At 73.7% G+C, this 23489-nt stretch carries 19 protein-coding genes and 1 riboswitch; of the genes, 3 read left to right on the forward strand and 16 right to left on the reverse strand.

Annotation, left to right across the window (positions count from 1 at the left end; genetic code table 11):
• Window positions 1-18: 18 nt before the first annotated feature.
• The 6 genes from cobC to cobM all read right to left on the reverse strand — a co-directional run bounded on the left by cobC (window position 19) and on the right by cobM (window position 6609).
• Window positions 19-1086, reverse strand: coding sequence for an Rv2231c family pyridoxal phosphate-dependent protein CobC (gene cobC, locus ACZ7GZ_RS28210; RefSeq protein WP_471028398.1), 1068 nt, complete (start codon window positions 1084-1086; stop codon window positions 19-21).
• Window positions 1076-1999, reverse strand: coding sequence for a sirohydrochlorin chelatase (locus tag ACZ7GZ_RS28215; RefSeq protein ID WP_471028399.1), 924 nt, complete (start codon window positions 1997-1999; stop codon window positions 1076-1078). Before ACZ7GZ_RS28215 ends, cobC begins: the two co-directional genes overlap by 11 nt.
• Window positions 1996-2583, reverse strand: coding sequence for a precorrin-8X methylmutase (locus ACZ7GZ_RS28220; RefSeq protein WP_471028401.1), 588 nt, complete (start codon window positions 2581-2583; stop codon window positions 1996-1998). The genes ACZ7GZ_RS28215 and ACZ7GZ_RS28220 overlap by 4 nt, the downstream gene beginning before the upstream one ends.
• Window positions 2580-4271: a precorrin-3B C(17)-methyltransferase gene (gene cobJ, locus ACZ7GZ_RS28225; protein WP_471028402.1), complete on the reverse strand. Its 1692-nt coding sequence runs from the start codon at window positions 4269-4271 to the stop codon at window positions 2580-2582. The genes ACZ7GZ_RS28220 and cobJ overlap by 4 nt, the downstream gene beginning before the upstream one ends.
• A 212-nt stretch (window positions 4272-4483) precedes the next feature.
• Window positions 4484-5794 carry a precorrin-6y C5,15-methyltransferase (decarboxylating) subunit CbiE gene (gene cbiE / locus ACZ7GZ_RS28230; protein WP_471028403.1) on the reverse strand — a complete coding sequence of 437 codons (1311 nt, stop codon included), beginning with the start codon at window positions 5792-5794 and terminating at the stop codon, window positions 4484-4486.
• Window positions 5791-6609, reverse strand: coding sequence for a precorrin-4 C(11)-methyltransferase (cobM, locus tag ACZ7GZ_RS28235; RefSeq protein ID WP_471028406.1), 819 nt, complete (start codon window positions 6607-6609; stop codon window positions 5791-5793). The genes cbiE and cobM overlap by 4 nt, the downstream gene beginning before the upstream one ends.
• A 164-nt stretch (window positions 6610-6773) precedes the next feature.
• Here cobM and ACZ7GZ_RS28240 point away from each other — a divergent pair, with 164 nt between their 5' ends.
• A complete protein-coding gene (locus ACZ7GZ_RS28240; protein WP_471028407.1) occupies window positions 6774-7508 on the forward strand; it encodes a ZIP family metal transporter in 735 nt (244 codons plus the stop codon).
• Between the two features lie 23 nt (window positions 7509-7531).
• On the opposite strand, the gene cobI is transcribed toward ACZ7GZ_RS28240, so the two are convergent.
• The 10 genes from cobI to ACZ7GZ_RS28290 all read right to left on the reverse strand — a co-directional run bounded on the left by cobI (window position 7532) and on the right by ACZ7GZ_RS28290 (window position 21084).
• On the reverse strand, window positions 7532-8263 hold the full coding sequence (gene cobI, locus ACZ7GZ_RS28245; RefSeq protein ID WP_471028409.1) for a precorrin-2 C(20)-methyltransferase: 732 nt from the start codon (window positions 8261-8263) through the stop codon (window positions 7532-7534).
• Window positions 8260-9612, reverse strand: coding sequence for a cobyrinate a,c-diamide synthase (locus ACZ7GZ_RS28250; protein WP_471028410.1), 1353 nt, complete (start codon window positions 9610-9612; stop codon window positions 8260-8262). Before ACZ7GZ_RS28250 ends, cobI begins: the two co-directional genes overlap by 4 nt.
• Complete coding sequence (gene cobO / locus ACZ7GZ_RS28255; RefSeq protein WP_471028412.1) at window positions 9606-10205, reverse strand: cob(I)yrinic acid a,c-diamide adenosyltransferase; 600 nt, start codon at window positions 10203-10205, stop codon at window positions 9606-9608. Before cobO ends, ACZ7GZ_RS28250 begins: the two co-directional genes overlap by 7 nt.
• Window positions 10205-12205: a putative cobaltochelatase gene (locus tag ACZ7GZ_RS28260; protein WP_471028415.1), complete on the reverse strand. Its 2001-nt coding sequence runs from the start codon at window positions 12203-12205 to the stop codon at window positions 10205-10207. Before ACZ7GZ_RS28260 ends, cobO begins: the two co-directional genes overlap by 1 nt.
• Window positions 12202-15855: a cobaltochelatase subunit CobN gene (gene cobN / locus ACZ7GZ_RS28265; protein ID WP_471028417.1), complete on the reverse strand. Its 3654-nt coding sequence runs from the start codon at window positions 15853-15855 to the stop codon at window positions 12202-12204. Before cobN ends, ACZ7GZ_RS28260 begins: the two co-directional genes overlap by 4 nt.
• A complete protein-coding gene (locus ACZ7GZ_RS28270) occupies window positions 15852-17360 on the reverse strand; it encodes a cobyric acid synthase (protein ID WP_471028420.1) in 1509 nt (502 codons plus the stop codon). The genes cobN and ACZ7GZ_RS28270 overlap by 4 nt, the downstream gene beginning before the upstream one ends.
• The gene (locus tag ACZ7GZ_RS28275) at window positions 17357-18310 is read right to left on the reverse strand and encodes a cobalamin biosynthesis protein (RefSeq protein WP_471028421.1); all 954 of its coding nucleotides are present in this window, start codon (window positions 18308-18310) and stop codon (window positions 17357-17359) included. The genes ACZ7GZ_RS28270 and ACZ7GZ_RS28275 overlap by 4 nt, the downstream gene beginning before the upstream one ends.
• Before the next feature lie 104 nt (window positions 18311-18414).
• Window positions 18415-18556, reverse strand: a riboswitch (cobalamin riboswitch).
• Window positions 18557-18677: 121 nt separating this feature from the next.
• On the reverse strand, window positions 18678-18905 hold the full coding sequence (locus ACZ7GZ_RS28280; protein ID WP_471028422.1) for a hypothetical protein: 228 nt from the start codon (window positions 18903-18905) through the stop codon (window positions 18678-18680).
• Between the two features lie 32 nt (window positions 18906-18937).
• The gene (locus ACZ7GZ_RS28285; RefSeq protein ID WP_471028424.1) at window positions 18938-20188 is read right to left on the reverse strand and encodes an inorganic phosphate transporter; all 1251 of its coding nucleotides are present in this window, start codon (window positions 20186-20188) and stop codon (window positions 18938-18940) included.
• Window positions 20189-20331: 143 nt separating this feature from the next.
• Window positions 20332-21084, reverse strand: a complete 753-nt coding sequence (locus ACZ7GZ_RS28290) for a lysozyme (RefSeq protein WP_471028426.1) — start codon at window positions 21082-21084, stop codon at window positions 20332-20334.
• 189 nt (window positions 21085-21273) lie between these two features.
• On the opposite strand from ACZ7GZ_RS28290, the gene ACZ7GZ_RS28295 reads away from it, so the two are divergent.
• Complete coding sequence (locus tag ACZ7GZ_RS28295; protein ID WP_471028427.1) at window positions 21274-21936, forward strand: class II aldolase/adducin family protein; 663 nt, start codon at window positions 21274-21276, stop codon at window positions 21934-21936.
• Between the two features lie 223 nt (window positions 21937-22159).
• The gene (locus ACZ7GZ_RS28300) at window positions 22160-23287 is read left to right on the forward strand and encodes an alpha/beta hydrolase (protein ID WP_471028429.1); all 1128 of its coding nucleotides are present in this window, start codon (window positions 22160-22162) and stop codon (window positions 23285-23287) included.
• Window positions 23288-23489: the final 202 nt, after the last annotated feature.

Raw genomic sequence — 23489 nt, forward strand, 5'->3', positions numbered from 1 at the left:
CTGGCGCCGGCCTGCCGGTCACAGCGCCAGGGCAGCCGACAGCGCGCCCAGGAATCCGTTCACGGTGGCCCGGTCCCGGACGGCGATCCGCACCCAGTGTTCGTCCAGCCCCGGAAAGGTGTCGCCACGCCGCACGGCGTAGCCGAGCTCACGCAACCGGTGTCGTACAGCGGCAGCCCCCGGCATACGGACCAGGACGAAAGACCCCTCGGCAGGCTCCACGACCCGCACGCCCCGCGAAGCGAACCCGGACAATCCCGCCACCAGGTGGGCCCGGTCCGCCGCGATGCGGTGCGCCGCGTGCCCCGCCTCCGCCAGCGCCCGCGGCCTCACACACGCCTCGGCCGCGGCCAGCGCGGGCGTCGACACCGGCCACAGCGGCTGGGCCCGCTCCAGTTCGGCGATGATCTCCGAAGGAGCCAGCGCGTACCCGATCCGCAGCCCGGCCAGCCCCCATGTCTTGGTCAGGCTCCGCAGCACCACGAGACCCGGCACGTCCGTCCGCCCGGCCAGCGCCTCCCGCTCACCCGGCACCGCGTCCATGAACGCCTCGTCGACCACCAGCACCCGCCCGGGGCGGGCCAGCCGGGCGATCGTCCCCGCCGGATGCAGTACGGAGGTGGGGTTGGTCGGGTTCCCGACCACCACCAGATCGGCCTCCTCCGGCACCGCCGCCGGATCCAGCCGGAACCCGTCCTCCTCCCGCAGCAGCACCCGCTCCACGGTGTGCCCCGCGTCCCGCAACGCGGCCTCCGGCTCGGTGAACTGCGGATGCACGACGACCGGGCGCCGTACCCTCAGCGCCCGCGCCAGCAGCACGAACGCCTCCGCCGCGCCGGCCGTCAGCAGCACCCGTTCCACCGGCAGCCCGTGCCGCGCCGCCACCGCCACGCGCGCGGCCCGCCCGTCCGGATAGGCCGCGAGGGAAGACAGCGAGGCGGCGATCTGTTCCCGCAGCCACGGCGGAGGCGTGTCCGCGCGGACATTGACGGCGAGGTCGGTCAGCCCCACCCCGTCGTCCCGCACCTCGGCGTCCCCGTGGTGCCGCAGATCGTGCCCCGACCCGCCGGTGTCGTCAGTGCGCATGGCTGTGCGAGTGCCCCCCGTGATGGTGGTGCCCGTGGCCGTGCCCGTGGTGATGGCCGTCGTCGTCCGGGTGGAAGTGCGGCTGCTGCGGCAGCCCCACCTTGTCCTCGAAGCCCGGCAGCGCGATCCGGTACACGCACGAGTCGCAGTTCATGCGCAGATCACCCTTGACGGCCTCCTCGTACCGCTCCATCACCAGGTCCAGCAGCTCCGGCTCGGGCCCGATGACGTCCGCCGAGCGCACGTCGGCCTCGGGGTGCCCGGCCGCCCACTCCTCGGTCTGCCGCCGCACCCGGTCCGGCAGGATCCCGGTGAACAGGAAGTAGGGGAGGACGACGATCCGCCGCGCTCCCAGCTTCGTACACCGGTCCAGGCCGCTCGGCACGTCCGGCGCCGCCAGCGACACGAACGCCGTCTCCACACCGGCGTATCCGCGCCCCTCCCACAGCAGCCGCGCCGCCTTGAACACCTCGGCGTTGGCATCGGGGTCGGTCGAGCCGCGCCCGACCAGCAGCACGGTCACCTCCGCGCGGTCCGTGTCGCCCAGCACCTCCTGCAGCCGCCGCTCCAGCACGTTCAGCAGCGCCGGGTGCGGGCCCAGCGGGCGGCCGTAGGTGTACGAGACACCCGGGTGCCGTTCCTTCTCACGGGCCAGCGCGGCCGGGATGTCGCCCTTGGCGTGCCCGGCGGACACCAGCATCAGCGGCACGGCGGCGAACCGGCGTACGCCCCGCTCGACCAGCTCGGTGACGGCCTCGCCGAGCGGCGGCGGGGACAGCTCGATGAAGCCGCCCGCGACGGGCAGCTCGGGGTGGCGGCGCCCCAGCTCGCGGACGAAGTCGCGGAACGCCTCGGCTCCGGCGTCGTCACGGGTGCCGTGTCCGGCGATCAGCAGGGCGGGCGGGGTGGTCACGAGGTCTCCTCAGACGAAACGGGGTGGTACAGCAGGGCGTTGAGCGCGGCGGCGGCGACCGCCGAGCCGCCCTTCTCGGACACGTTGCTCACGGCGGGCAGCCCGCTCGTCCGCAACGCGGCCTTGGACTCGGCCGCGCCGACGAAGCCGACGGGCAGGCCGATGACGAGTGCGGGGGAGGCGTCCAGGGTGAGCAGCTCCTCCAGGGCGGTCGGCGCACAGCCGATCACCCACAGCGCTCCCGGCCCGACCTCTTCGTAGGCGAGCCGGACGGCGTGTGCCGAACGGGTCAGTCCCGGGCCGGACTCGGCGTCCTTCAGCCGGCACACGGTCTCCCGCCGGGTGATGCCGGCCGCGACCATCTCCACGTCCACGACGACCGGCGCCCCGGCGTGCAGCGCCGCGTGCGCCTTGACCAGGTCGTCCTCGGCCGTGACGAGGTCGGTCGCGTACTCCGGGTCTGCGGCGGAGTGGATGACCCGCTCCACCACGGCCCGGGTCAGCGGCGGGAAGTGCGAGGTGTCCAGGCGGGCGCGCAGCCGCCGGAAGGACTCCTGCTCGATGGGGTGGACCACACGGTTCACTGGGCGCCCTCCTGCGCTGCCTGCCAGCGGTAGCCGCGCGGGGTCACCATGCGGCCCGCGACGGTGCGGGTCGCGGTGTTGCCCACGGTGACGACCGTCATCATGTCGACCGTCGCCGGGTCCAGTCCGGCGAGCGTGGTCACCCGGCTCGACTCGTCCGGCCGCGAGGCGTTCCGTACGACGCCCACCGGGGTCGTCGGCTCCCGGTGCCCGGCCAGGATCGCGAGCGCCTTGGGCAGCTGCCAGTCGCGGCCCCGGGAGCGCGGGTTGTAGAAGGTCACGACGAGGTCCGCCTCGGCCGCCGCCCGCACCCGCCGTTCGATGACCTCCCACGGTGTGTGCAGGTCGGACAGGCTGATGGACACATGGTCGTGGCCCAGCGGCGCGCCCAGGACCGCGCCGGCGGCCAGCGCGGCCGTCACCCCGGGCACCCCGACCACGTCGATGTCGTCCGACGCCTCGGCGAGCGCCGGGGAGGCCATGGCGTACACGCCCGCGTCCCCGCTGCCGATCAGCGCCACCGCATGCCCCTCGCGGGCCTCCGCGACGGCCGTACGGGCCCGTTCCTCCTCGGCGCCGAGCCCCGACTCCAGCACCCGGGTGCCCGGCCGCAGCAGGTCGCGGATCTGGTCCACGTACTGGTCGAGCCCGACCAGCACCGAGGCCCGGCGCAGCTCGGCCGCCGCCCGCGGGGTGAGCAGGTCCCGGGCGCCCGGCCCGAGCCCGACCACCGCGAGCCGCCCGCGTCCCGGGCGCCGGACGACCGCGCAGGTCGCCATCGCGGGCTGCGCCTTGGACTTCCGCTTGGGCACGAGGAGTTCACCGCCGCGCAGCAGAGCCGCCGCCTCCGCCACGGAGGGCGTGCCGACGGCCGCGAGCGGCGCGTCCGACGGGTTGGGCACCTCGACCGCCGCCAACTCCTCGGCGGAGTAGGTCACCAGGGGCACGCCCAGCCGCTCGGCGGCGGCCACGATGCCCGGCTCCTCGGCCTTGGCGTCCACGGTGGCGAGTTCGGCCACGGACTTCGGGGTGAGCCCCGCCTCCCGCAGCGCGTCCCCGACCAGTGCGAGGACCTCGTCCACCGGCGCGCCCCTGGACGCGCCGACCCCGACCACCAGGGACGGCGGACGCAACAGCACCTCACGCTCGCCCGGTGCGACATCCCGGTCGGTGAGCCGGATCGTGTACGACCCCCGCGCCGAGACCGGCAGCGGCGGCAGCGGCCACGGCACCTCCGCCTCCAGCGCGACCGGTTCGCCGTCCAGCAGGGCGCGGGAGACCAGGGCCACCGAGCCCTCGTACGGCAGCCCGAGCGTGTCCAGGCCCGCCAGTCCCACGCAGTCCGTGGCGGTCGTCACCACCGGCTCCGCCCCCAGCAACTCGCCTACCGTACGGGCGAGTTCGTTGGCGCCGCCGCCGTGCCCGCCGACCAGCGACACCGCGAACCGGCCGCCCTCGTCCACGCACACCACACCCGGGTCGGCCGTCTTGTCGCCGAGCAGCGGCGCGAGCAGCCGTACCGTCGCGCCCGTCGCCAGGAAGCACACCAGCTGCTCGCACTCCGCGAACGCGGCCCGTACCGCCTCTCCGACGGGACCCTCGTACACGCGCGTACGGTCCGGCCAGGCCGCGGCCAGCCGGTCCCGCGCGACTGTTCCGGCGGCGGTGGCGGAAATGAGTCCAATCACCGGGTGCCTCCGCATGGTGACTGGTAGGGTCGCGACTCGCTGAGCGAGAACCAAGCCAGCACAGCAGTAACCTCCAACTACTTCGTAAACCGGGCTGGTTCCAGCCCGGGTGGTGCCGATCGCGTCAGACTCCGCGGCTCAGTGAGCCGCGGAGCGGTGTGAGCCAGGGATCTCCCCCGCTCGCGGTGGAGAGGACTCAGCGGGCAACTCCCTCACTCGCCCCCCGGGTGTCTGGTGCCCCACAGCAGGAACACCGGATTGGTCGCCGCGAGCCGGGTCACGTCCCCGGGCAGCGGCGCCAGCCGCGAGGACTGCAGCAGCACCCCGTCGCAGGCGAACCCGGCGGCCGTGAGCGCCTCGCGGGCGGCCGGTACGCGGTCCAGCGCGGCCATGGCCACGACCACGGTCCGCCGGGCCCGCCGGGCGCACGCGGCGACGACGGCGGGCAGTTCCCGGCCGCCCCCGCCGACGAACACCGCGTCGGGATCGTCGAGCGCGTCCAGGCACTCAGGGGCCGAGTCGTGCACCACGTCCACGTCGACCCCGTGGGCGAGCGCGTTGGCGCGGATCCGCTCCACCCCGTCCGCCGCCTTCTCCACGGCGACGACGGCCGCGCCGAGCCGCGCGCACTCCACCGCCACCGAGCCCGAGCCGGCGCCCACGTCCCACACCAGGTCGCCCAGCCGCGGCCCCAGCCGGGCCAGCGCCAGCGCCCGCACCTCGAACTTGGTGATCATCGAGTCGCGGTGGGTGAACTCACCCTCGTCCAGCGCCCACCGGGCCGGTCCGGCCGGGGCCCCGGCGACCGTACGCACACCGCCGAGGGCGCGTGTCTCGTCGAGGCACAGCACCACGCTGACGTCCGAGCCCCAGTCCCGGGCGGCGGCCTCGGCGGGCGTGACCCGTTCGACGCGCTCCTGCGCGGAGCCGAGGGCGGAGGCGACGACGAGGACGCGTCCGCGGGGTGCGGGCGCCGACGCGACCGCCGGCGCGGCGGGCTCGGCGGAGGGTGTGGCCACCGGACCGGGCGACGGGCTCCGCGGCACCCGTGGACCGTGCAGCAGCGCCGCCCCCAGTTCCGCCGGGCCCGCGCCCGGCCCCGTCAGCACCGCCACCTTGGGCCGCGCGCGGCATACGTTGACGGCAGTACGAAGCTCCCTGCCGTGCGCGCTGACGACCACGGCGTCGTCCCACGGCAGCCCCGCCCGCGCGAACGCGGCGGCGACGGACGAGACGCCGGGCCGCACATCCAGCCGCCGCGACCCGAACCGCTCGGCCAGCACCCGCACGATCCCGAAGAACCCCGGGTCACCGGAGGCCAGTACGACGACCCGGCTCCCCTTCTCCAGATGCCGCTCGACGACGTCCAGCGCCGGTGCCAGCGGCCCGAGAACGACCCGCTCGGCGCCGTCGGGCAGCCGTACCGCGTCCAGGTGCCGGCGCCCGCCGACCACCAGCGCGGCGCCCGCGAGGACGTCCTCGGCGACCGGCGCGCCCGTCCCCGTACCGACGACCGTGATCAACTCTTCGCCCTCTGCTCGCGCAGGGCCCGCCGGGCCTCCGGGTCGGCCTTGCGGTATCCGTGGAAGTGCCCGGGGTGGTACAGGTGCGAGCGGGTGCCGTGCGCGTCGAGCGCCGGGCCGACCAGGAAGAGTGTGTGCTTCCAGAGCTTGTGCTCCTTGACCGTCTCCTCCAGCGTGCCGATCGTGCAGCGCACGATCAGTTCCTCCGGCCAGGTCGCCTGGTAGGCGACGACCACCGGCGTGTCCGTCGGATAGCCGCCCTCCAGCAGTTCGCGCACCAACTGCCCGCTGCGCGCCGCCGACAGGAAGACCGCCATGGTGGTGCCGTGCCGGGCGAACTCGCGTACCTCCTCGCCGGGCGGCATCGGCGTCTTGCCGCCGCCCAGCCGGGTGAGGACGACGGACTGCGCGACCTCGGGGATGGTCAGCTCACGCTGTGCGAGCGCGGCGACGGCGGAGAAGGAGGAGACCCCCGGGACGACCTCCGTCGCGATGCCGATCTGCGCGCACCGGTCCAGCTGCTCCTGCGTACCGCCCCACAGCGCCGGGTCGCCGGAGTGGATCCGGGCCACCTTCCGGCCCTCGGCGTGGGCGCGCCGGTAGACGGCGACGACGTCCTCCAGGGACATGGTCGCCGAGTCCAGGACCTGCGCATCCTCGCGCGCGTGCGCGAGGACCTCCGCCTGGACCAGGCTCGCCGCCCAGATCACCACGTCCGCCTCCGCGATCGCGCGCGCGGCACGGAACGTCAGCAGGTCGGCGGCGCCGGGGCCGGCACCGACGAACGTCACCTTGCCGGTGGGGGCATCGGCCATGGGAGGGGTCCTCTCGTACGGGAACTGCGGGAGTGCGGGAACTACGGGAACGAACTGCGGAGACTGCGGAATCAGAAGTCGGAATCAGTGAATTGTCAGGGTCTGGGGCGGTGTGATCGGCGCCGGATGTGCGCGAAGACGCGTTCATCGGATAGCAAGGGCCTATGGCGGTCTTCGTCGCGCTCGGCGCGTTCCTGATGACGCTGGCCGGCGGCTGGACGGCACAGCGCGTGACCGACCGTCGGCACCTGGTCCTGGGACTGGCCGGCGGTCTGATGCTGGGCGTGGTCGGCCTGGACCTGCTGCCGGAGGCGCTGCACGCGGCCCACCGCGAGGTCTTCGGCGTACCCGCCGCCCTGCTGCTGTTCGTGACCGGATTCCTGCTGGCCCACCTGGTGGAGCGGACCCTGGCCGCCCGGCAGGCCGCGCACGGCGGCGCCGAGGGGCACAACCACCGGGCGCCCGAGGTGGGCCTGACGGCGGCCGGCGCCATGGTGGGGCACAGCGCCATGGACGGCGTGGCGATCGGCGCGGCCTTCCAGGTCGGCGGCGGCATGGGCACGGCCGTCGCGCTCGCCGTGATCGCGCACGACTTCGCGGACGGCTTCAACACCTTCACCATCACGAGCCTGTACGGCAACGCCCGCCGGCGCGCGATCGCCATGCTGGTCGCCGACGCGTGCGCGCCCCTGCTCGGAGCGCTGTCGACCGCCTTCTTCCACATCCCCGGGCCGGTGCTCGGCGGCTATCTCGGCCTCTTCGGCGGCGTACTGCTCTATCTCGCCGCCGCCGAGATCCTGCCCGAGGCCCACCACGAGCACCCGGCCCGCTCCACCCTGCTGTGCACGGTGGCGGGCGTGGCCTTCGTCTGGCTGGTGGTCGGCCTCTCCGGCGGCTGATCCGACCGGTCGCCTCGGCCGCCTCACAGCTTCCCGCCCCGTCCGCCGTCCCGCCGCGGGGGCGCGATCAGCGTCGACAGATAGGGCAACGGCGTCCCGTCCAGCTCGCCGGCCGGCCGCACCGACTCCTCCGGCAGCCCCAGCGCCGAACCCCACACGGCGTCCCCGAGCCGCCCGGTCTCCCGCAGCGCCTCGGCGACCTCGGCGGCCTGCCGCCCGAACTTGTACGCCACGACGGTCCCGGGCCCGGCCAAAGCCTCCTTGAGCACGGCGAACCCGGCGGTGACCGGTACGAGGGTCAGCGGCTCGGTGCCCTCGGTCAGTACGGCACCGGACCGCGCCGCCAGATCCTGCATGGCGGTGATCCCGGGCACGGTCTCCACGACCACGTCCGGCACCAGTTCCACGAGGGTCTGCGCGAGATACGTGAACGTGGAGTACACGTTCGGATCGCCGATGGTGGCGAAGGCGACGGTTCCGTGCGCTTCGAGAAGCCCGGCGACCCGCCCGCCCGCCGCGTCCCAGGCGGCTTCCCGGCGCGCCCGGTCGGTGCGCTCGTTCAGCGCGAACACCACCCGGACCACCTTCTCCGCGGGCACGTAGTGCAACACGGTCGCCTCGGCCCGCCCCCGCTCCCCGGTGTCCATGACGGGGACGACGACGACATCGGCGGCCCGCAGCGCGTTGACCCCCTTGACGGTCACCAGCTCCGGATCACCGGGACCGACCCCGACTCCGACCAGCCTGCTGCTCATGACGTCCGGCACCTCTCCACGAACCGACGGGCGACACCGGGCTCGGACGCCCAGTGCGTGTGCAGGTAACTCGCGTGCACGCCCTGCTGTACGAAACCTTCGACCCGCCGCACGGGCGCCCGCACGCCCCAGGCGGGAGCCTGGCCGGCGCCGGGCTCGACGACCGTGCGGTGGAACTCGTGCCCCCGCATCCGGGTCCCCGCGACGGCCAGCACACTGTCGCCGACGGCCACGGCGTCCCGGTAGCCGAGAGTGAGCCGTTCCGTCATGCGTGCGGTGGCGTCCAGGACTCCGCACATGGGCTGCCCGTCCAGCTCCCGGCACAGATAGAGCAGTCCGGCACACTCGGCGGCGACGGGAGCGCCGCCCAGGGCGAGTTCGGCGACGGCCTTGCGCAGCGGTTCGTTGGCGGACAGCTCGGCGGCGTACACCTCGGGGAAACCGCCGCCGATGACCAACCCGGCCGTGTCTTCCGGCAGTTGCTCGTCCCGCAGGGGATCGAAGGTGACGACCTCGGCCCCGGCGGCGGTGAGCAGTTCGGCGTGCTCGGCGTAGGAGAAGGTGAACGCGGACCCACCGGCAACGGCGACCACCTCACGTTTCCTCGTTGTGGTGACGGGCGGCTCCCAAGGAGCACACGACAGGTCTCCCGCACTCCGTGCCAGCCCCAGCAGAGCTTCGAGATCGCAACCTCGCTCCACCTGAGTGGCCATCGCCGTCACCGCGTCCCGTGCGGTGGAGCGACGTTCGGCCACCGGCACCAGCCCGAGATGGCGCGACGGCGTGTCCACCTGCGGAACCCGCCGCAGCACACCCAACACCGGCACCCCGGCCGAATCCAACGCCTCCCGCAGCAGCTCCTCGTGCCGGTCGGACCCCACCTTGTTGAGGATCACACCGCCGACCCGCACCTCCGGATCCCAGGAGGCGAACCCGTGCACCAGCGCCGCCACCGACCGCGACTGCGACGACGCGTCGACCACCAGCACCACCGGCGCCCCCAGCAGCTTGGCGACATGGGCGGTGGACGCCAGTTCACCCTCGCCGGCCGCCCCGTCGTACAGCCCCATCACGCCCTCGACCACGGCGATGTCACAGCCCCGCGCCCCGTGCAGGAACAGCGGAGCGACCAGCTCCGGCCCGCACAGGTACGCGTCCAGGTTGCGCCCCGCCCGCCCGGTGGCGAGCGTGTGGTACCCGGGGTCGATGTAGTCCGGCCCGACCTTGTGCGGGGACACGGCGAGCCCCCGCGCGGCGAACGCGGCCATCAGCCCCGTGGCGACGGTGGTCTTGCCGCTGCCCGAGGAGGGCGCGGCGATGACCAGCCGAGGCACCGGCGATGTCACCACTCGATGCCCTTCTGGCCCTTCTGGCCGACGTCCATGGGGTGCTTGACCTTGGACATGTCGGTCACGAGATCCGCGAACTCCACCAGCTTCCCGGGCGCGTTACGGCCGGTGATCACCACGTGCTGGACACCGGGCCGGTTCCGGAGCACCTCCACGACCTCGTCCGTGTCCACCCACCCCCAGTGCATGGGGTAGGCGAACTCGTCCAGCACGTACAGCCGGTACGTCTCCGCCGCCAGGTCGCGCTTGACCTGCTCCCAGCCCTCGCGGGCCTTCTCCTCGTTGTCCATCTGGGCGTCCCGCTGCACCCAGGACCAGCCCTCGCCCATCTTGTGCCAGTCGACGGTCCCGCCCTCGCCGGAGGCGCCGAGCACCCTGAGCGCGTTCTCCTCACCGACCTTCCACTTGGCCGACTTCACGAACTGGAACACCCCGATCGGCCACCCCTGGTTCCAGGCGCGCAGCGCGAGCCCGAACGCGGCCGTCGACTTGCCCTTGCCGACGCCCGTGTGCACGACGACCAGCGGACGGTTGCGGCGCTGACGAGTCGTCAGACCATCGTCGGGTACGACACTCGGCTGTCCCTGCGGCATTACGCGGCCCTCCTCGACGTTCCCTGCACATCCCTGACCAGCCCGGCGATCGAGTCGGCCCGCAACTCGTCCAGCGTGACGGCCGTACCGCCCAGCTCACCCGCGAGCTGTCCGGCGAGCCCGAGCCGCACCGGCCCCGCCTCGCAGTCGACGACCACCGAGGCGACCCCCTCGGCCGCGAACAGCCGCGCCGCACGCCCGGCGAGGGCGACCGGCTCCGGGCCGCCGGTGGCCCGCCCGTCGGTCACCACGACCACGAGCGCCCGCCGCGCCGGATCCCGCAGCCGCTCCACGCGCAGCACCTCGTGCGCCTTGAGCAGCCCGGCCGCCAGCGGCGTACGGCCACCGGTCGGCAGCGTCTCCAGCCGCGCGGCGGCGGCATCCACGGACGAGGTCGGCGGCAGCGCCACCTCCGCGCCGGCTCCCCGGAAGGTCACCAGCCCCACCTTGTCCCGCCGCTGATAGGCATCGAGGAGCAGCGACAGCACGGCACCCTTCACGGTGCTCATCCGCTGCCGCGCCGCCATCGATCCCGAGGCGTCCACGACGAACAGTACGAGGTTGCCCTCGCGGCCCTCCCGGGTCGCCTGCCGCAGATCGTCCCGGCGGACCACCAGCCCCGGCCCGGACCGGCCGCGTGCCCGCTGGTGCGGGGCCGCGGCCTGCACCGTGGCGGCCAGGTGCAGCTTGGTCAGCGTGCCCCGGGGCCGCCGGGCCCCGGTCGTCCGCCCGTGCTCGGTCCGCGCCCGCGACCGCCGCCCGGCGGCACCCTCGCCGATCCCGGGCACGCTCAGCACCTTGGTCCGGAACGGCTCGGCGGCCCGTACGGCCGACTGCTCCCGCGCACCGGACACCTGCGGCTCCCCGCCCTCACCGGCCTCCGGCCGCGCGGCGCCGTCCCCGCCCCCCTGCGGCCCGGAATCGGGCTGCGGCCGGCCGCCGCCCCCGCCGGGACCGTCCGGATCGGGATCGTCGTCGCTCTCGTCCTCCCCGGAGAACTGCTCCAGCGTCTCGTCCAGCCTGTCCTCGTCCAGGCCCGGCGCGTCGAAGGGGTTACGGCGCCTGCGGTGCGGCAGCGCCAGCAGCGCCGCCTGCCGGACGTCCTCGGCGAGGACGTCCGTCCGCCCGGCCCACGCGGCCAGCGCCGTGGCCGTACGCGCCATCACGATGTCGGCCCGCATGCCGTCCACCTCGAAGGCCGCGCAGGTCGCCGCGATCTGCCGGAGCGCGCCGTCGCCCAGCCGCACCTGCGGCAGCAACTCCCGTGCCGCCACGATCCGTTGCCGTACGGCGGCCTCCTCCTCGGCCCACCGGGCGGCGAAGCCGGCCGGATCGTCGTCGTACGCCAGCCGGCGCCGCACCACCTCGACCCGCTGGTCCGGCTCCCGCGAGGCCGCGACCTCCACCGTCAGCCCGAACCGGTCCAGGAGCTGGGGCCTGAGCTCGCCCTCCTCTGGGTTCATGGTGCCGACGAGCAGGAACCGGGCCGCGTGCCGTACCGACACGCCCTCGCGCTCCACGTACGACGCACCCATCGCCGCCGCGTCCAGCAGCAGGTCGACCAGGTGGTCGTGGAGCAGGTTGACCTCGTCGACGTACAGGATCCCGCGGTGCGCGTCGGCCAGCAGCCCCGGCTCGAACGCCTTCACGCCCTCCGCGAGCGCCCGCTCGATGTCCAGGGCGCCCACCAGCCGGTCCTCGGAGGCGCCGACGGGCAGCTCGACCATCCGGGCGGGACGGGCCGCGCCGGCTCCCGGCTCGTGCGGGCCGTCCGGGCAGGACGGATCCGGTGCCGCCGGGTCGCAGGAGAACCGGCACCCGACGGCGACGGCCACCTCCGGCAGCAGCGCCGACAGGGCGCGCACGGCCGTCGACTTGGCCGTGCCCTTCTCGCCGCGCACCAGCACCCCGCCCACCGCCGGGGACACGGCGTTCAGCAGCAGCGCCAGCCGCAGGTCGTCCTGGCCGACAACGGCCGTAAAGGGGAAGGGGGTTGTCACTGGTCCTCGCCCTCCAAGTCGCCTTCCAGCTCCAGGTAGGTGGCGCGCAGCCGCTCCAGCGTGTCCGCGTCCGGTTCGGCCCACAGGCCCCGGTCGGCCGCCTCCAGCAGCCGCTCGGTGATGCCGCGCAGCGCCCACGGGTTGGACGTCTTCATGAAGTCCCGGTTCTCCGGGTCGAAGACGTACTCCGCGCTGAGCTTCTCGTACATCCAGTCGTCGACCACGCCCGCCGTGGCGTCGTAGCCGAACAGGTAGTCCACGGTCGCCGCCATCTCGAAGGCGCCCTTGTAGCCGTGCCGGCGCATGGCCGCCATCCAGCGCGGGTTCACCACCCGGGCCCGGAAGACGCGGTGCGTCTCCTCGCCCAGCGTGCGGGTCTTCACCTGGTCCGGTACGGCACTGTCGCCGACGTAGGCCTCGGGGTTGGCGCCGGTCAGGTGCCGGACCATGGCGACCATGCCGCCGTGGTACTGGAAGTAGTCGTCGGCGTCGACCAGGTCGTGTTCACGGGTGTCGACGTTCTTCGCCGCCACCGCGATCCGCTTGAACGCGGTCTCCATGTCCCCGCGCGCCGCCCGCCCGTCGAGCCCGCGCCCGTACGCGTACCCGCCCCAGACGGCGTACACCTCGGCCAGGTCCGCGTCGCTGCGCCAGTTCCGGGCGTCGATCAGCGGGAGCAGACCGGCGCCGTAGGCCCCCGGCTTCGAGCCGAAGACACGGGCCGTGGCGCGCCGCCGGTCGCCGTGCTCGGCGGTGTCCTCGTCGGCGTGCGCCCGCACGTAGTTGGACTCCGCCGGCTCGTCCAGCTCGGCCACCGCCCGCACCGCGTCGTCGATCAGCCCGACGACGTGCGGGAACGCGTCCCGGAAGAACCCGGAGATACGGACCGTGACGTCGATGCGCGGTCGCCCCAGCTCCTCCAGGGGGACCACCTCGAAGCCCGTGACCCGGCGCGAGGCGTCGTCCCACACGGGACGGCAGCCCAGCAGCGCCAGGATCTCGGCGATGTCGTCGCCCTGGGTCCGCATCGCGGACGTGCCCCAGACCGTCAGGCCGACGGACTTCGGGTACGCGCCGGTGTCCTGCAGATAGCGGGCGACGAGCGAGTCCGCGAGCGACTGGCCGACCTCCCAGCTCAGCCTGGACGGAATGGCCTTGGGGTCGACCGAGTAGAAGTTCCGGCCGGTCGGCAGCACGTTGACCAGGCCCCGGGTCGGGGAGCCGGAGGGGCCGGCCGGCACATAGCCGCCGTCCAGCGCGCGGAGGATGTGGCCGATCTCGTCCGTGGTCCTCGCCAGCCGCGGTACGACCTCGTCGCACGCGAACTCCAACACGGCCTTGCCGTCCGTGAGTTCGGTGCCGAGCACGCCCCGCAGGACGGCCGGGACGACCGCACGGTCCCACGCCCGCGCCTCCATGCCCTCCGCGATCCCCCGGCACAGCTGCTCCAGCAGGTCGATCGCGTCGGACGCGGTGCGCGCCGGACCCTCCACCAGGTCCGTCAGCTCCGCCGGCACCTTCACCGGCGCACCGGGCTCGGCCAGCAGCTCCTTCTCGTCCAGCCCGAAACGGGCCGCCAGCGAGGCCCGGAGCCCCGGCAGCGCGTTCGCCCGGCCGCCCCACACCTGCGAGGCGCGCAGCACGGCGAGCACCAGGTTCACGCGCGGCTCGCCTACCGGGCCGCCGCCCAGGATGTGCAGACCGTCACGGATCTGCACGTCCTTGATCTCGCACAGATAGCCGTCGATGTGCATGACGAACTCGTCGAACGCGTCGTCGTCCGGCTGCTCGTCCACATGCAGGTCGTGGTGCAGCTCGGCCGCCTTGACCAGCGTCCAGATCTGGGCGCGGACGGCCGGGGCCTTCGCCGGGTCCAGGTCGGAGACGAGCGCGTACTCGTCCAGCAGCTGCTCCAGCTTGGCCAGGTCGCCGTAGGTGTCGGCGCGGGCCATCGGCGGCACCAGGTGGTCGACCACCGTGGCGTGCCCGCGCCGCTTGGCCTGGGTGCCCTCGCCGGGGTCGTTGACGATGAACGGGTAGATCAGCGGCAGGTCGCCGAGCACCGCGTCCGGAGCGCAGCCCGCGCTCAGGCCGAGGCCCTTGCCCGGCAGCCACTCCATCGTGCCGTGCTTGCCCATGTGCACGATCGCGTCCGCGCCGAAACTGTTCTCCAGCCAGCGGTAGGCGGCCATGTAGTGGTGCGAGGGCGGCATGTCGGGGTCGTGGTAGATCGCGATCGGGTTCTCGCCGAAGCCGCGCGGCGGCTGGATCATGACCACGACGTTCCCGAACTGCAGCGACGCCAGCACGATGTCGTCGCCGTCCACGTACAGGCTGCCCGGCGGCTCACCCCACGCCTCGGTCATCGCGTCCCTGAGCCCCGGATCGAGCTTCCCGAACCACGCCCGGTAGTCGGCGAGCGGCACGCGCGCGGGGGCGGCGGCCAGCTGCTCCTCCGTCAGCCACTCCACGTCGTGGCCGCCGGCCGCGATCAGCCGGTGGATCAACTCGTCGCCGCCGGACGGGTATTCGGTCAGCGAGTACCCGGCGTCCCGCAGCGCGTCCAGCACCCGCACCGCCGACGCGGGCGTGTCCAGGCCGACCGCGTTGCCGACCCGGGAGTGCTTGGTCGGGTACGCCGTGAAGACCAGCGCGACCTTCTTCTCGGCGTTCGGCTTGTGCTTCAACCGGGCGTGGCGCAGGGCGATCCCGGCCACCCGCGCGGCCCGTTCCGGGTCGGCGAGGTACACCGGGACCTCGTCCGGGCCCTGCTCCTTGAAGGAGAACGGCACGGTGATCAGCCGCCCGTCGAACTCCGGGATCGCGACCTGCATCGCCGCGTCCATGGGGGACAGGGCGGCGTCGGACTCCTCCCACGCGGCCCGCGAGGAGGTGAGGCACAGGCCCTGCAGCACCGGGATGTCCAGATCCGCGAGCGCCCCGATGTCCCAGGACTCCTCGTCGCCGCCCGCCGACGCCTGCGAGGCGTGGGTGCCGCCGGCCGCGAGCACCGTGGCGACCAGCACGTCGGCCTTCGCCAGCAGCTCGTACAGCCCGGCGTCCGCGCCGCGCAGCGAACCGCAGTACACCGGCAGGGCGTTGGCACCCTGCGCCTCGATCGCCTCGCACAGGGTGTCCACGAAGGCGGTGTTGCCGCTCAGCTCGTGCGCCCGGTAGAAGAGCACCCCGACGGTCGGCCGGCCGCCCTGGATCCGGTACGAGCCGTGGACGCCGTACTCCGGCATCTTCCGCGGCTCCTCGAAGCCCTCACCGGTCAGCAGCACGGTGTCCGACAGGAACCGGGACAGCTCCAGCAGGTTCGCGGGCCCGCCCTCGACCAGGTACTTCAACGCCTCCGCCACCACACCGGCCGGCACCGACGACTCGGCCATCAGCTCCGCGTCGGGGACGGCCTCGCCGCCCAGCAGCACGGTCGGGATCCCGGCCGCCTTCAGCGCGGCGAGCCCCTCCTCCCAGGCGCGCTTGCCGCCCAGCAGCCGTACGACGGCCAGGTCGGCCCCTTCGAGCAGGCGCGGCAGTTCCTCGCGGACGTCCACCCGGGTCGGGTTGCCGATGCGGTAGTCCGCGCCGGAGGCCCGGGCCGCCAGCAGATCCGTGTCGGCGGTCGACAACAACAACACTGTGCTCATGCGGGCGCTCCCGGTGGAATGAAAGGCAGTCCTTGCGGCGCGCCCGACTCGATGAGCCGCCAGAGCGCGTCCGTGTCCGCGTGGTGTTCGATCAGGTCGCCGAGCCGGTCGAGCTGCTCCTCGCGCAGCGCGGCGAAGGAGGTGCCGGGCGCCGGCACGAAGCGGCGGCCCGCGGCGGCGGCCACCTCGCGCAGGAAGGCCCGCCGGAAGCCGTCCGACTCCAGCGAACCGTGCCAGTGCGTGCCCCAGGCCTGGCCGACCCGGCAGCCGTCGAGGAAGGGTTCCCCGCCGTCCACGGAGGCGACGCCGTGGTGGATCTCGTACCCCTCGACGCGCTCGCCGAGGGCCTCTCCGGCCGGGCGGGTGAGGGTCTTCTCGCGGGCGAACCGCACCCGCACGGGCAGCACGCCGAGCCCGTCGACCGCGCCGGCCCGCGACTCGACCTCGTCCTCGATGTGCTCGCCGAGGATCTGGAAGCCGCCGCAGATGCCGAGGATCGGGCGTGCTTCGGCGGCCCGCCGGACCAGCGCGTCCGCGAGGCCCCGCTCGCGCAGCCACTCCAGTGCCCGCACGGTCCCGCGGGTGCCCGGGACCACCACGAGATCGGCGTCCGCCAGCTCCTCCGGCCGGTCCACGAACCGCACCACGACACCGGGTTCGGCGGCCAGCGCGTCCACGTCGGTGAAGTTGGACATCAGCGGGATCGCGCAGACGGCGACGCGCAGCACGTCCTCGCCGACCGGGGGAGCGACGGAGGACTCCCGGACGGTGCCGCGCAGCGACACCCGCAGTCCGTCCTCCTCGTCGATGCCGAGCCCGTGCCGGAAGGGCAGCACGCCGTAGGTGTGCCGCCCGGTGAGCCCGTGCAGCATCTCCAGGCCCGGCTCCAGCAGGGAGACATCGCCCCGGAACTTGTTCACCAGGAACCCGGCGACCAGCTCCTGGTCCTCGGGCGAGAGCAGGGCGACGGTCCCGAAGAAGGACGCGAAGACGCCCCCGCGGTCGATGTCGCCCACCACCAGCACCGGCAGGCGTGCCTGGCGGGCGATCCCCATGTTCACGATGTCGGTCCGGCGCAGATTGATCTCGGCCGGGCTGCCCGCACCCTCACAGATCACCGCGTCATACGTGCCCCGCAACTCGGCCAGACAGTCCAGTACCGTGCCGAGGAGCTTCTGCTGGCGCCCCCCGTGGTACCCGCGCGCGCTCAGCTCGCCCACCGGCTTGCCCAGCAGCACGACCTGGCTGCTCCGTTCGCCGCCCGGCTTGAGCAGCACCGGGTTCATCAGCGCGGTCGGCTCGATCCGGCAGGCCTGGGCCTGCATGGCCTGGGCCCGCCCGATCTCCGCGCCCTCCCGGGTCACGAAGGAGTTGAGCGACATGTTCTGCGCCTTGAACGGCGCGACCTTCACGCCCTGGCGCACCAGCCACCGGCAGATCCCGGCCGTCACGACGCTCTTGCCGGCGTCGGAGGTGGTGCCGGCGACGAGGAGACCCCCGCTCACTTGCCACGTCCCTTCAGGCTTTTGACGAGGTGGCGCGCGGCGACCGTGGTGCCGAGCGCGAGCAGGCCGACGCGGCGGGAGAGCCGTACGGCCCGGTCGATGTCGGTGACCCGGACGGCCCGTCCGGTGTCCCCGTTCAGCACCGGCCGGTGTTCGACCCGGCCGCTGTAGGAGAGCGTGCCGCCCAGGCGTACGCCGAGGGCGCCCGCGAAGGAGGCCTCCACGGGCCCGGCGTTGGGGCTCGGATGCCGGTGGGCGTCGGCGTTCCAGGCGCGCAGGGCACCGCGCGGGTCGGGTCCGGCCGCGGCGGCGAGTACGGCGGTCAGCCGCGCCCCCGGCCAGCCGGCCAGGTCGTCGAGCCGGGCGGAGGCCCAGCCGTAGCGCCGGTACCGGCGGGACCTGTGACCCACCATCGCGTCCAGGGTGTTGACCGCCCGGAACCCGAGCAGCCCCGGAACCCCGGCCACGGCCCCCCACACCAGCGCCCCCACGACGGCGTCGGAGGTGTTCTCGGCGACCGACTCGACCACCGCCCGGGCGATCCCGTCGGCGTCCAGTGCCTGCGGATCCCGGCCGCACAGATGAGGCAGCCGCGCCCGCGCCGCCTCGACGTCCCCGGCCTCCAGCGCACGCCCGATCGTGCGGGCCTCGCGGGCGAGCGACGTACCGCCGACGACCGCCCAGGTGGCGGCGGCGGTCAGTGCGAGGGAGGCGGTGGGAGAGGGGCGTACGGCGCTTGCGGCCACCGTGCCGAGTGCGACGGCGCCTCCGGCGCACACGACGGTGTGCAGGGCGCCCCAGCCGCGGTGGTCGTGCCACAACGCGCGGTCCACGGCAGCGGCCGCCCGCCCGAACACGGCGACCGGATGTCCACGGCGCGGATCGCCGAGGAGGAGGTCACCGAGAAGGCCGGCGGCGGCGCCGTACGCGTACATGCGATCGGCACCCATCGGCTCAGCCGGCCGTGGGTACAGGAGCGGGCCTGGTGCGGGTCCTTGTCCTTCGGCAGCCGAGCATGGCGATCCGTGTCCTCACTCAGGGTGTCCGCGCCCTGGTTCGACGAGATTCGGCGGTGAGAGTTCCTGGCTCCCGGGGGTTCTTCCCCGGTGACAGTGGCGGGACCGCGCCGGATTCGCACCGGCTTCCTCTCCTGCCGCCGTAGATGGCCTGGGCAGTCCACCACGCGCCCGGAACGGCCGTCAACTTGCCGTTGACCTGCACGGGGAGAGTGTGCCGATCCCCACATCGCGGGGCGTGCGGGGCATGGGAAAGGCCCCCCTTCCGCGGAGAGCGGGAGGGGGGCCTTCGCAGGGTGGGTCAGGGCTTGGCCACGATCAGGTAGATGCCGTACGCCACCGCCGCCGCGCACGCGGCGAAGCAGACGTAGGCGCCGGTGACGGCGAGGCCGGCGGAACCGCCCTGGGCCGCGGCCTTCTCGCGCCGGGCCAGACCGCCCACGCCGAGGGTGAACAGGGCCACCAGGCCCACCGCGAACGCGAGGCTGACGCCGAAGACGGAGCCGAGGGCCGCCCAGTCGATCTTCATGATGCTTCCTTCGGTAACCGGGGTGACCGGGGTCAGACGGTGGCGGCCGGCGGGGCGGCCGGGGTCGCGGGCTCGGCGGCGGCCGGGGAGGCGATCGTCGCCGTCAGGTCGCCGGCGAGCGTGCCCGCCGGGGGCGGGGTCACCGCGGCGATGGCGGTGGTCACCACGCCGGCCGGCTCCTCGGTGTCGGCGGCGACGTTGGTGTGGTCGACGACCTCACGGCGGGAGATCTTCCAGATCGCGGCGCTCGCGGCGACCAGGAAGACGGCGACCGCGGCGGTGCCCCAGTCACCGAGGTCCGTGACGGACTCGGCGCCCGCGCCGACCAGCGCGGCGGCCGGGAGGGTGAGCACCCAGGCGACGGCCATCCGGGTCGCGGTGGACCAGCGGACCACCCCGCCCTTGCGGCCGAGGCCCGCGCCCATCACCGAACCGGAGACGACGTGCGTGGTGGACAGCGAGAAGCCCAGGTGGGACGAGGCCAGGATCGCGGTGGCGGCGCTGGTCTGGGCGGCGAAGCCCTGGCGCGGCTCCAGGTCGGTCAGGCCCGTGCCCATGGTGCGGATGATGCGCCAGCCGCCGATGTAGGTGCCGAGCGCGATGGCCAGGCCGGCCGAGAGGATGACCCAGGTGGGAGGGTTGGAGCCCGGGGCGATGGCGCCGCCCGCGATCAGCGCGAGGGTGATGATGCCCATCGTCTTCTGGGCGTCGTTGGTGCCGTGGGCGAGCGAGACCAGGCCGGCGGAGGCGATCTGGCCGGCGCGGTAGCCCTTGCGGGTGGCCTCGCTCTCGGCCTTGCCACCGATGCCGTAGGAGAAGCGGGTGGCCAGCAGCGACGCCAGGCCCGCCACGACCGGCGCGGCGACCGCGGGCAGCAGCACCTTGGTGACCAGCACGTCGCCGTGCACGGCACCGAAGCCGGCGGAGGCGACGGTGGCGCCGATCAGACCGCCCATCAGGGCGTGCGAGGAACTGGACGGCAGACCCACCAGCCAGGTCAGCAGGTTCCAGAGGATCGCGCCGACCAGGGCGGCGAAGATGACCTCGGGACGGATGCCGGCCTCGTCGACGAGACCCTTGGAGATCGTGTTCGCGACCTCCACGGAGAGGAAGGCGCCGACCAGGTTGAGGGCGGCGGACATGGTTACCGCGATCTTCGGCTTCAGGGCGCCTGTGGAGATGGTGGTGGCCATCGCGTTCGCGGTGTCGTGGAAACCGTTCGTGAAATCAAACGCGAGTGCGGTTACCACCACAATCGCGAGGATCAGCGAGAAGCTTTCCATTTACCCAGGCAATCGTTCGAGGTCATTGGCTGGACGAACGTAGGCAACCTGGGTGAACGGAAGATGAACTGAGGCGGGCGTCGCGGTGTCCGTAGGGAGGGAGTGGTGTTCCGTTCGGCCCCCGCGGCCCAGGCGCCCCATGGCTACCGGCCCCGCGCGAGGGTCCGCAGCCGGCTCGTGGACCCGTTGAAGAGATTCTGGTCACCCGGCAGCCGGCCCTTGGTGCCGGACTGCCAGATGGTCCAGTACTGCCATCCGCCCGGCAGCTTCCCCGGCCGCGAGGTGCCGTGTCGGGCGATCCACAGGGGGTTGCCGGAGAACGCGCGGCTGTTGCCGGTGCACAGTTTCCACCACTGGGTGGTCGTGTAGATCACCGGGCGGCGGCCGGTCTTCCGCCTGACCTCGTTGCTGAAGGACCGGATCCAGCGGACCATCCGCTTCTTGCCCATCCCGTAGCACTTGTGCTTCTTGTCGTACGGGTTGTACTCGATGTCGAGCGCGGGTGGCAGCGTCCAGCCGTCCGCCCGCCAGCCGCCGCCGTGCCGCACGAAGTACGCGGCCTGCTTGGCGCCGGAGGACTTGTCCGGCCGGGCGAAGTGGTAGGCGCCCCGGACCAGGCCCGCCTTGCGCGCGCCGTCGTACTGCTGGGAGAAGTAGGGATTGCGGTAGTCCGTGGACTCCGTCGCCTTGACGTAGACGAACCGCGCGCCCTTGGACCGGGCGGCCGGCCAGTCGACCCGCTTCTGGTGCGACGAGACGTCGTGTCCGCGGGGCTTGGCCGCGGCCGGTGCCCAGGGGCCGGCCGCCGCGGGCGCGGTGCCCACGAGGGCGAGCGCCGCCGTGGCCGCCACGAGGACACCGGCGCGGCGACGGAGGCGAGTGCGTTCACGGGCCATGTGTCTCCCCGGGTCGGCGGACGGCGGAACGTCCGGCGGGCAAGGCAGACATTGAAGGCCCGGCGATCATCGAATCAGCGCCTCATGTGCGGCGATTCCCTCTGATTTCCACCCGTTCGGGGGTGCGCACTTCCGGCCCGAAGCGACCGCCACCCCCCTTTGCGCGGGCGCGGCTGGCAGGATCACGGCATGGCTGAACAGCGGCGGGACGCGGAACGGGAACGTATCTGGGCGGAACTGGTCGCGACGGCGCGGCGGACCGTAGCCGACGGGCTGGTGGTCGGCACCTCCGGAAACGTCTCGGCACGCGTCGGCGACCTCGTGCTCGTCACCCCGTCGGGCGTGCCGTACGACCGGCTCACCCCGGACGACCTCACCGGCGTCGACCTCGCCGGACGCCAGGTGCTCGGCACACTGGTGCCGACCAGCGAGCTGCCCCTGCACCTCGCCGTCTACCGCACCACCGACGCCCGCGCGATCGTCCACACCCACGCCGTGCACGCGACGGCGGTCTCCACGCTCGTGCCCGAGCTGCCGCTGGTCCACTACATGGCCGGCGTCCTCGGCGGCCCCGTCCGTGTCGCCCCCTATGCCACCTACGGCACCGACGAGCTGGCCGAGAACATGCTCCGCGCCCTGGCGGGCCGCTCCGGCTGCCTGCTGCAGAACCACGGCACGCTCACCTACGGCGCCGGCCTCGACCAGGCCTACGACCGCACCGCCCAGCTGGAGTGGATGTGCCGCCTGTGGCTGACGGCGTCCTCGGTGCCGGGCCTCACCCCGTCCCTGCTGACCGAGGCACAACTGAGCGAAGCCGGGGAACGCTTGAAGGAGTATGGCCAACGGAGGTGACCCAGTGCCGCCCAGCTCTTCGCTCCCACGCCTTTCCGGTCGACTCGCCCGGCTGCTCGCCCCGGTCCCTGTCGTCCGCCGCGGCCGCGCCCAGCCACGGCGAACCCCCCGGGGGTCCCTGAAGGCAGTGGGGGAGGTACCGAACCCACCCACCCCCCGACGCCCCTCACCTGGCCCCGCCTGCCGGCTGGCCGGTGGCGGCAACCCCCACGACACTGGACGCGTGCGTCCCGTCACAGCGACCGCCACCGCACTCACCGCGGCTCTTGCCGCCGGCCTGGCCTCCGTGGCCGTGGGCCGGCTCGCCAGCGACGCAGCGCTGAAGGCGCCCCCGGGCCGCCCGCTGCCCACCGAGCCCCGCCTCACCGTGCACGGCACGGCCGCCGGCCAGATCACGCTCACCCGCGACCTGGCAGCGCTGCGCCCCGGCACCTACGGCCTGTCCGGCGACGGCTCCCACGCGGTCGTCGGCCCCGTCCTGGAGGCGGCCGGGCACGCGGCCGACACCGTCGTACGCCGCCTGGAACGCGTCACGCACGGCACGTTCGCCCCCGGCGACGCGGTGTGGCTCACCCCGAACCTGTACATCGGCAATCCGTCCGCCGCCCTCGGCCTCGACCACGCCGACATCGACGTGCCCGGCGAACTCGGCGAACTGCCCGCCTGGTTCGTACCCGGCCGGCGGGACACCTGGGTGATCGCCGTGCACGGCCTGGGCGCCACCCGGGAACAGGCCATGAACGTCATGGGCTTCCTGCACGCCCGCAGGCTCCCGGTCCTCGCCCTCGCCTACCGGGGCGACCTCGGTGCCCCGCGCCCGCCGGACGGCCTGAACCACCTCGGCGAGACCGAGTGGCGGGACCTGGACGCGGCCATCCGCTACGCCGTCCGCTACGGCGCCCGCCGGGTCGTCCTGTTCGGCTGGTCCACCGGCGCGACCATGGCCCTGCGCGCCGCCGAGTACTCCGTGGTGCGCGAGCGCATCGTCGGACTGGTCCTGGACTCCCCGGTTCTCAGCTGGGAGGCCACGCTGCGCGCCCTCGCCCAGGCGCGCCACACCCCGCAGCCGCTGCTGCCGCTCGCCGTGCGGGCCGCACAGGGCCGGGCCGGCCTGCACACCGACCGGGTGGTCGAGATCACCGACCCCGACCGGCTCGCCGTACCGACCCTGGTCTTCCACGGTCCCGACGACCAGGTGGCCCCCTGGGAGTTCTCCCGCCGGCTCGCCCACCGCCGCGCCGATCTGGTCGCCCTGAACACCGTGGCCAAGGCTCCGCACGCGGCGATGTGGAACGCCGACCCGAAGGAGTACGAGGAGCGGCTGCGCCGCTTCCTGACCCCTCTGATGTGAGGCTCCTGATCCCCGGACGCGGGCCTGCGGACTCGCGGCCCGCCCGGTGCGGGGCATTCCGTTTAAGGTCGTACGACTGGCTTGATCACCCCACCTCGCCCCTGACCGAACCCCGTGCCTTGGCCACCCCCGTCGCCCCCAGTGACATTCCGTTTGGGTTTTCGGACCGTCAACCGGAAGACTGCACCCGTGACGTCCCGTA

Source organism: Streptomyces sp. NPDC037288 (assembly GCF_055603265.1).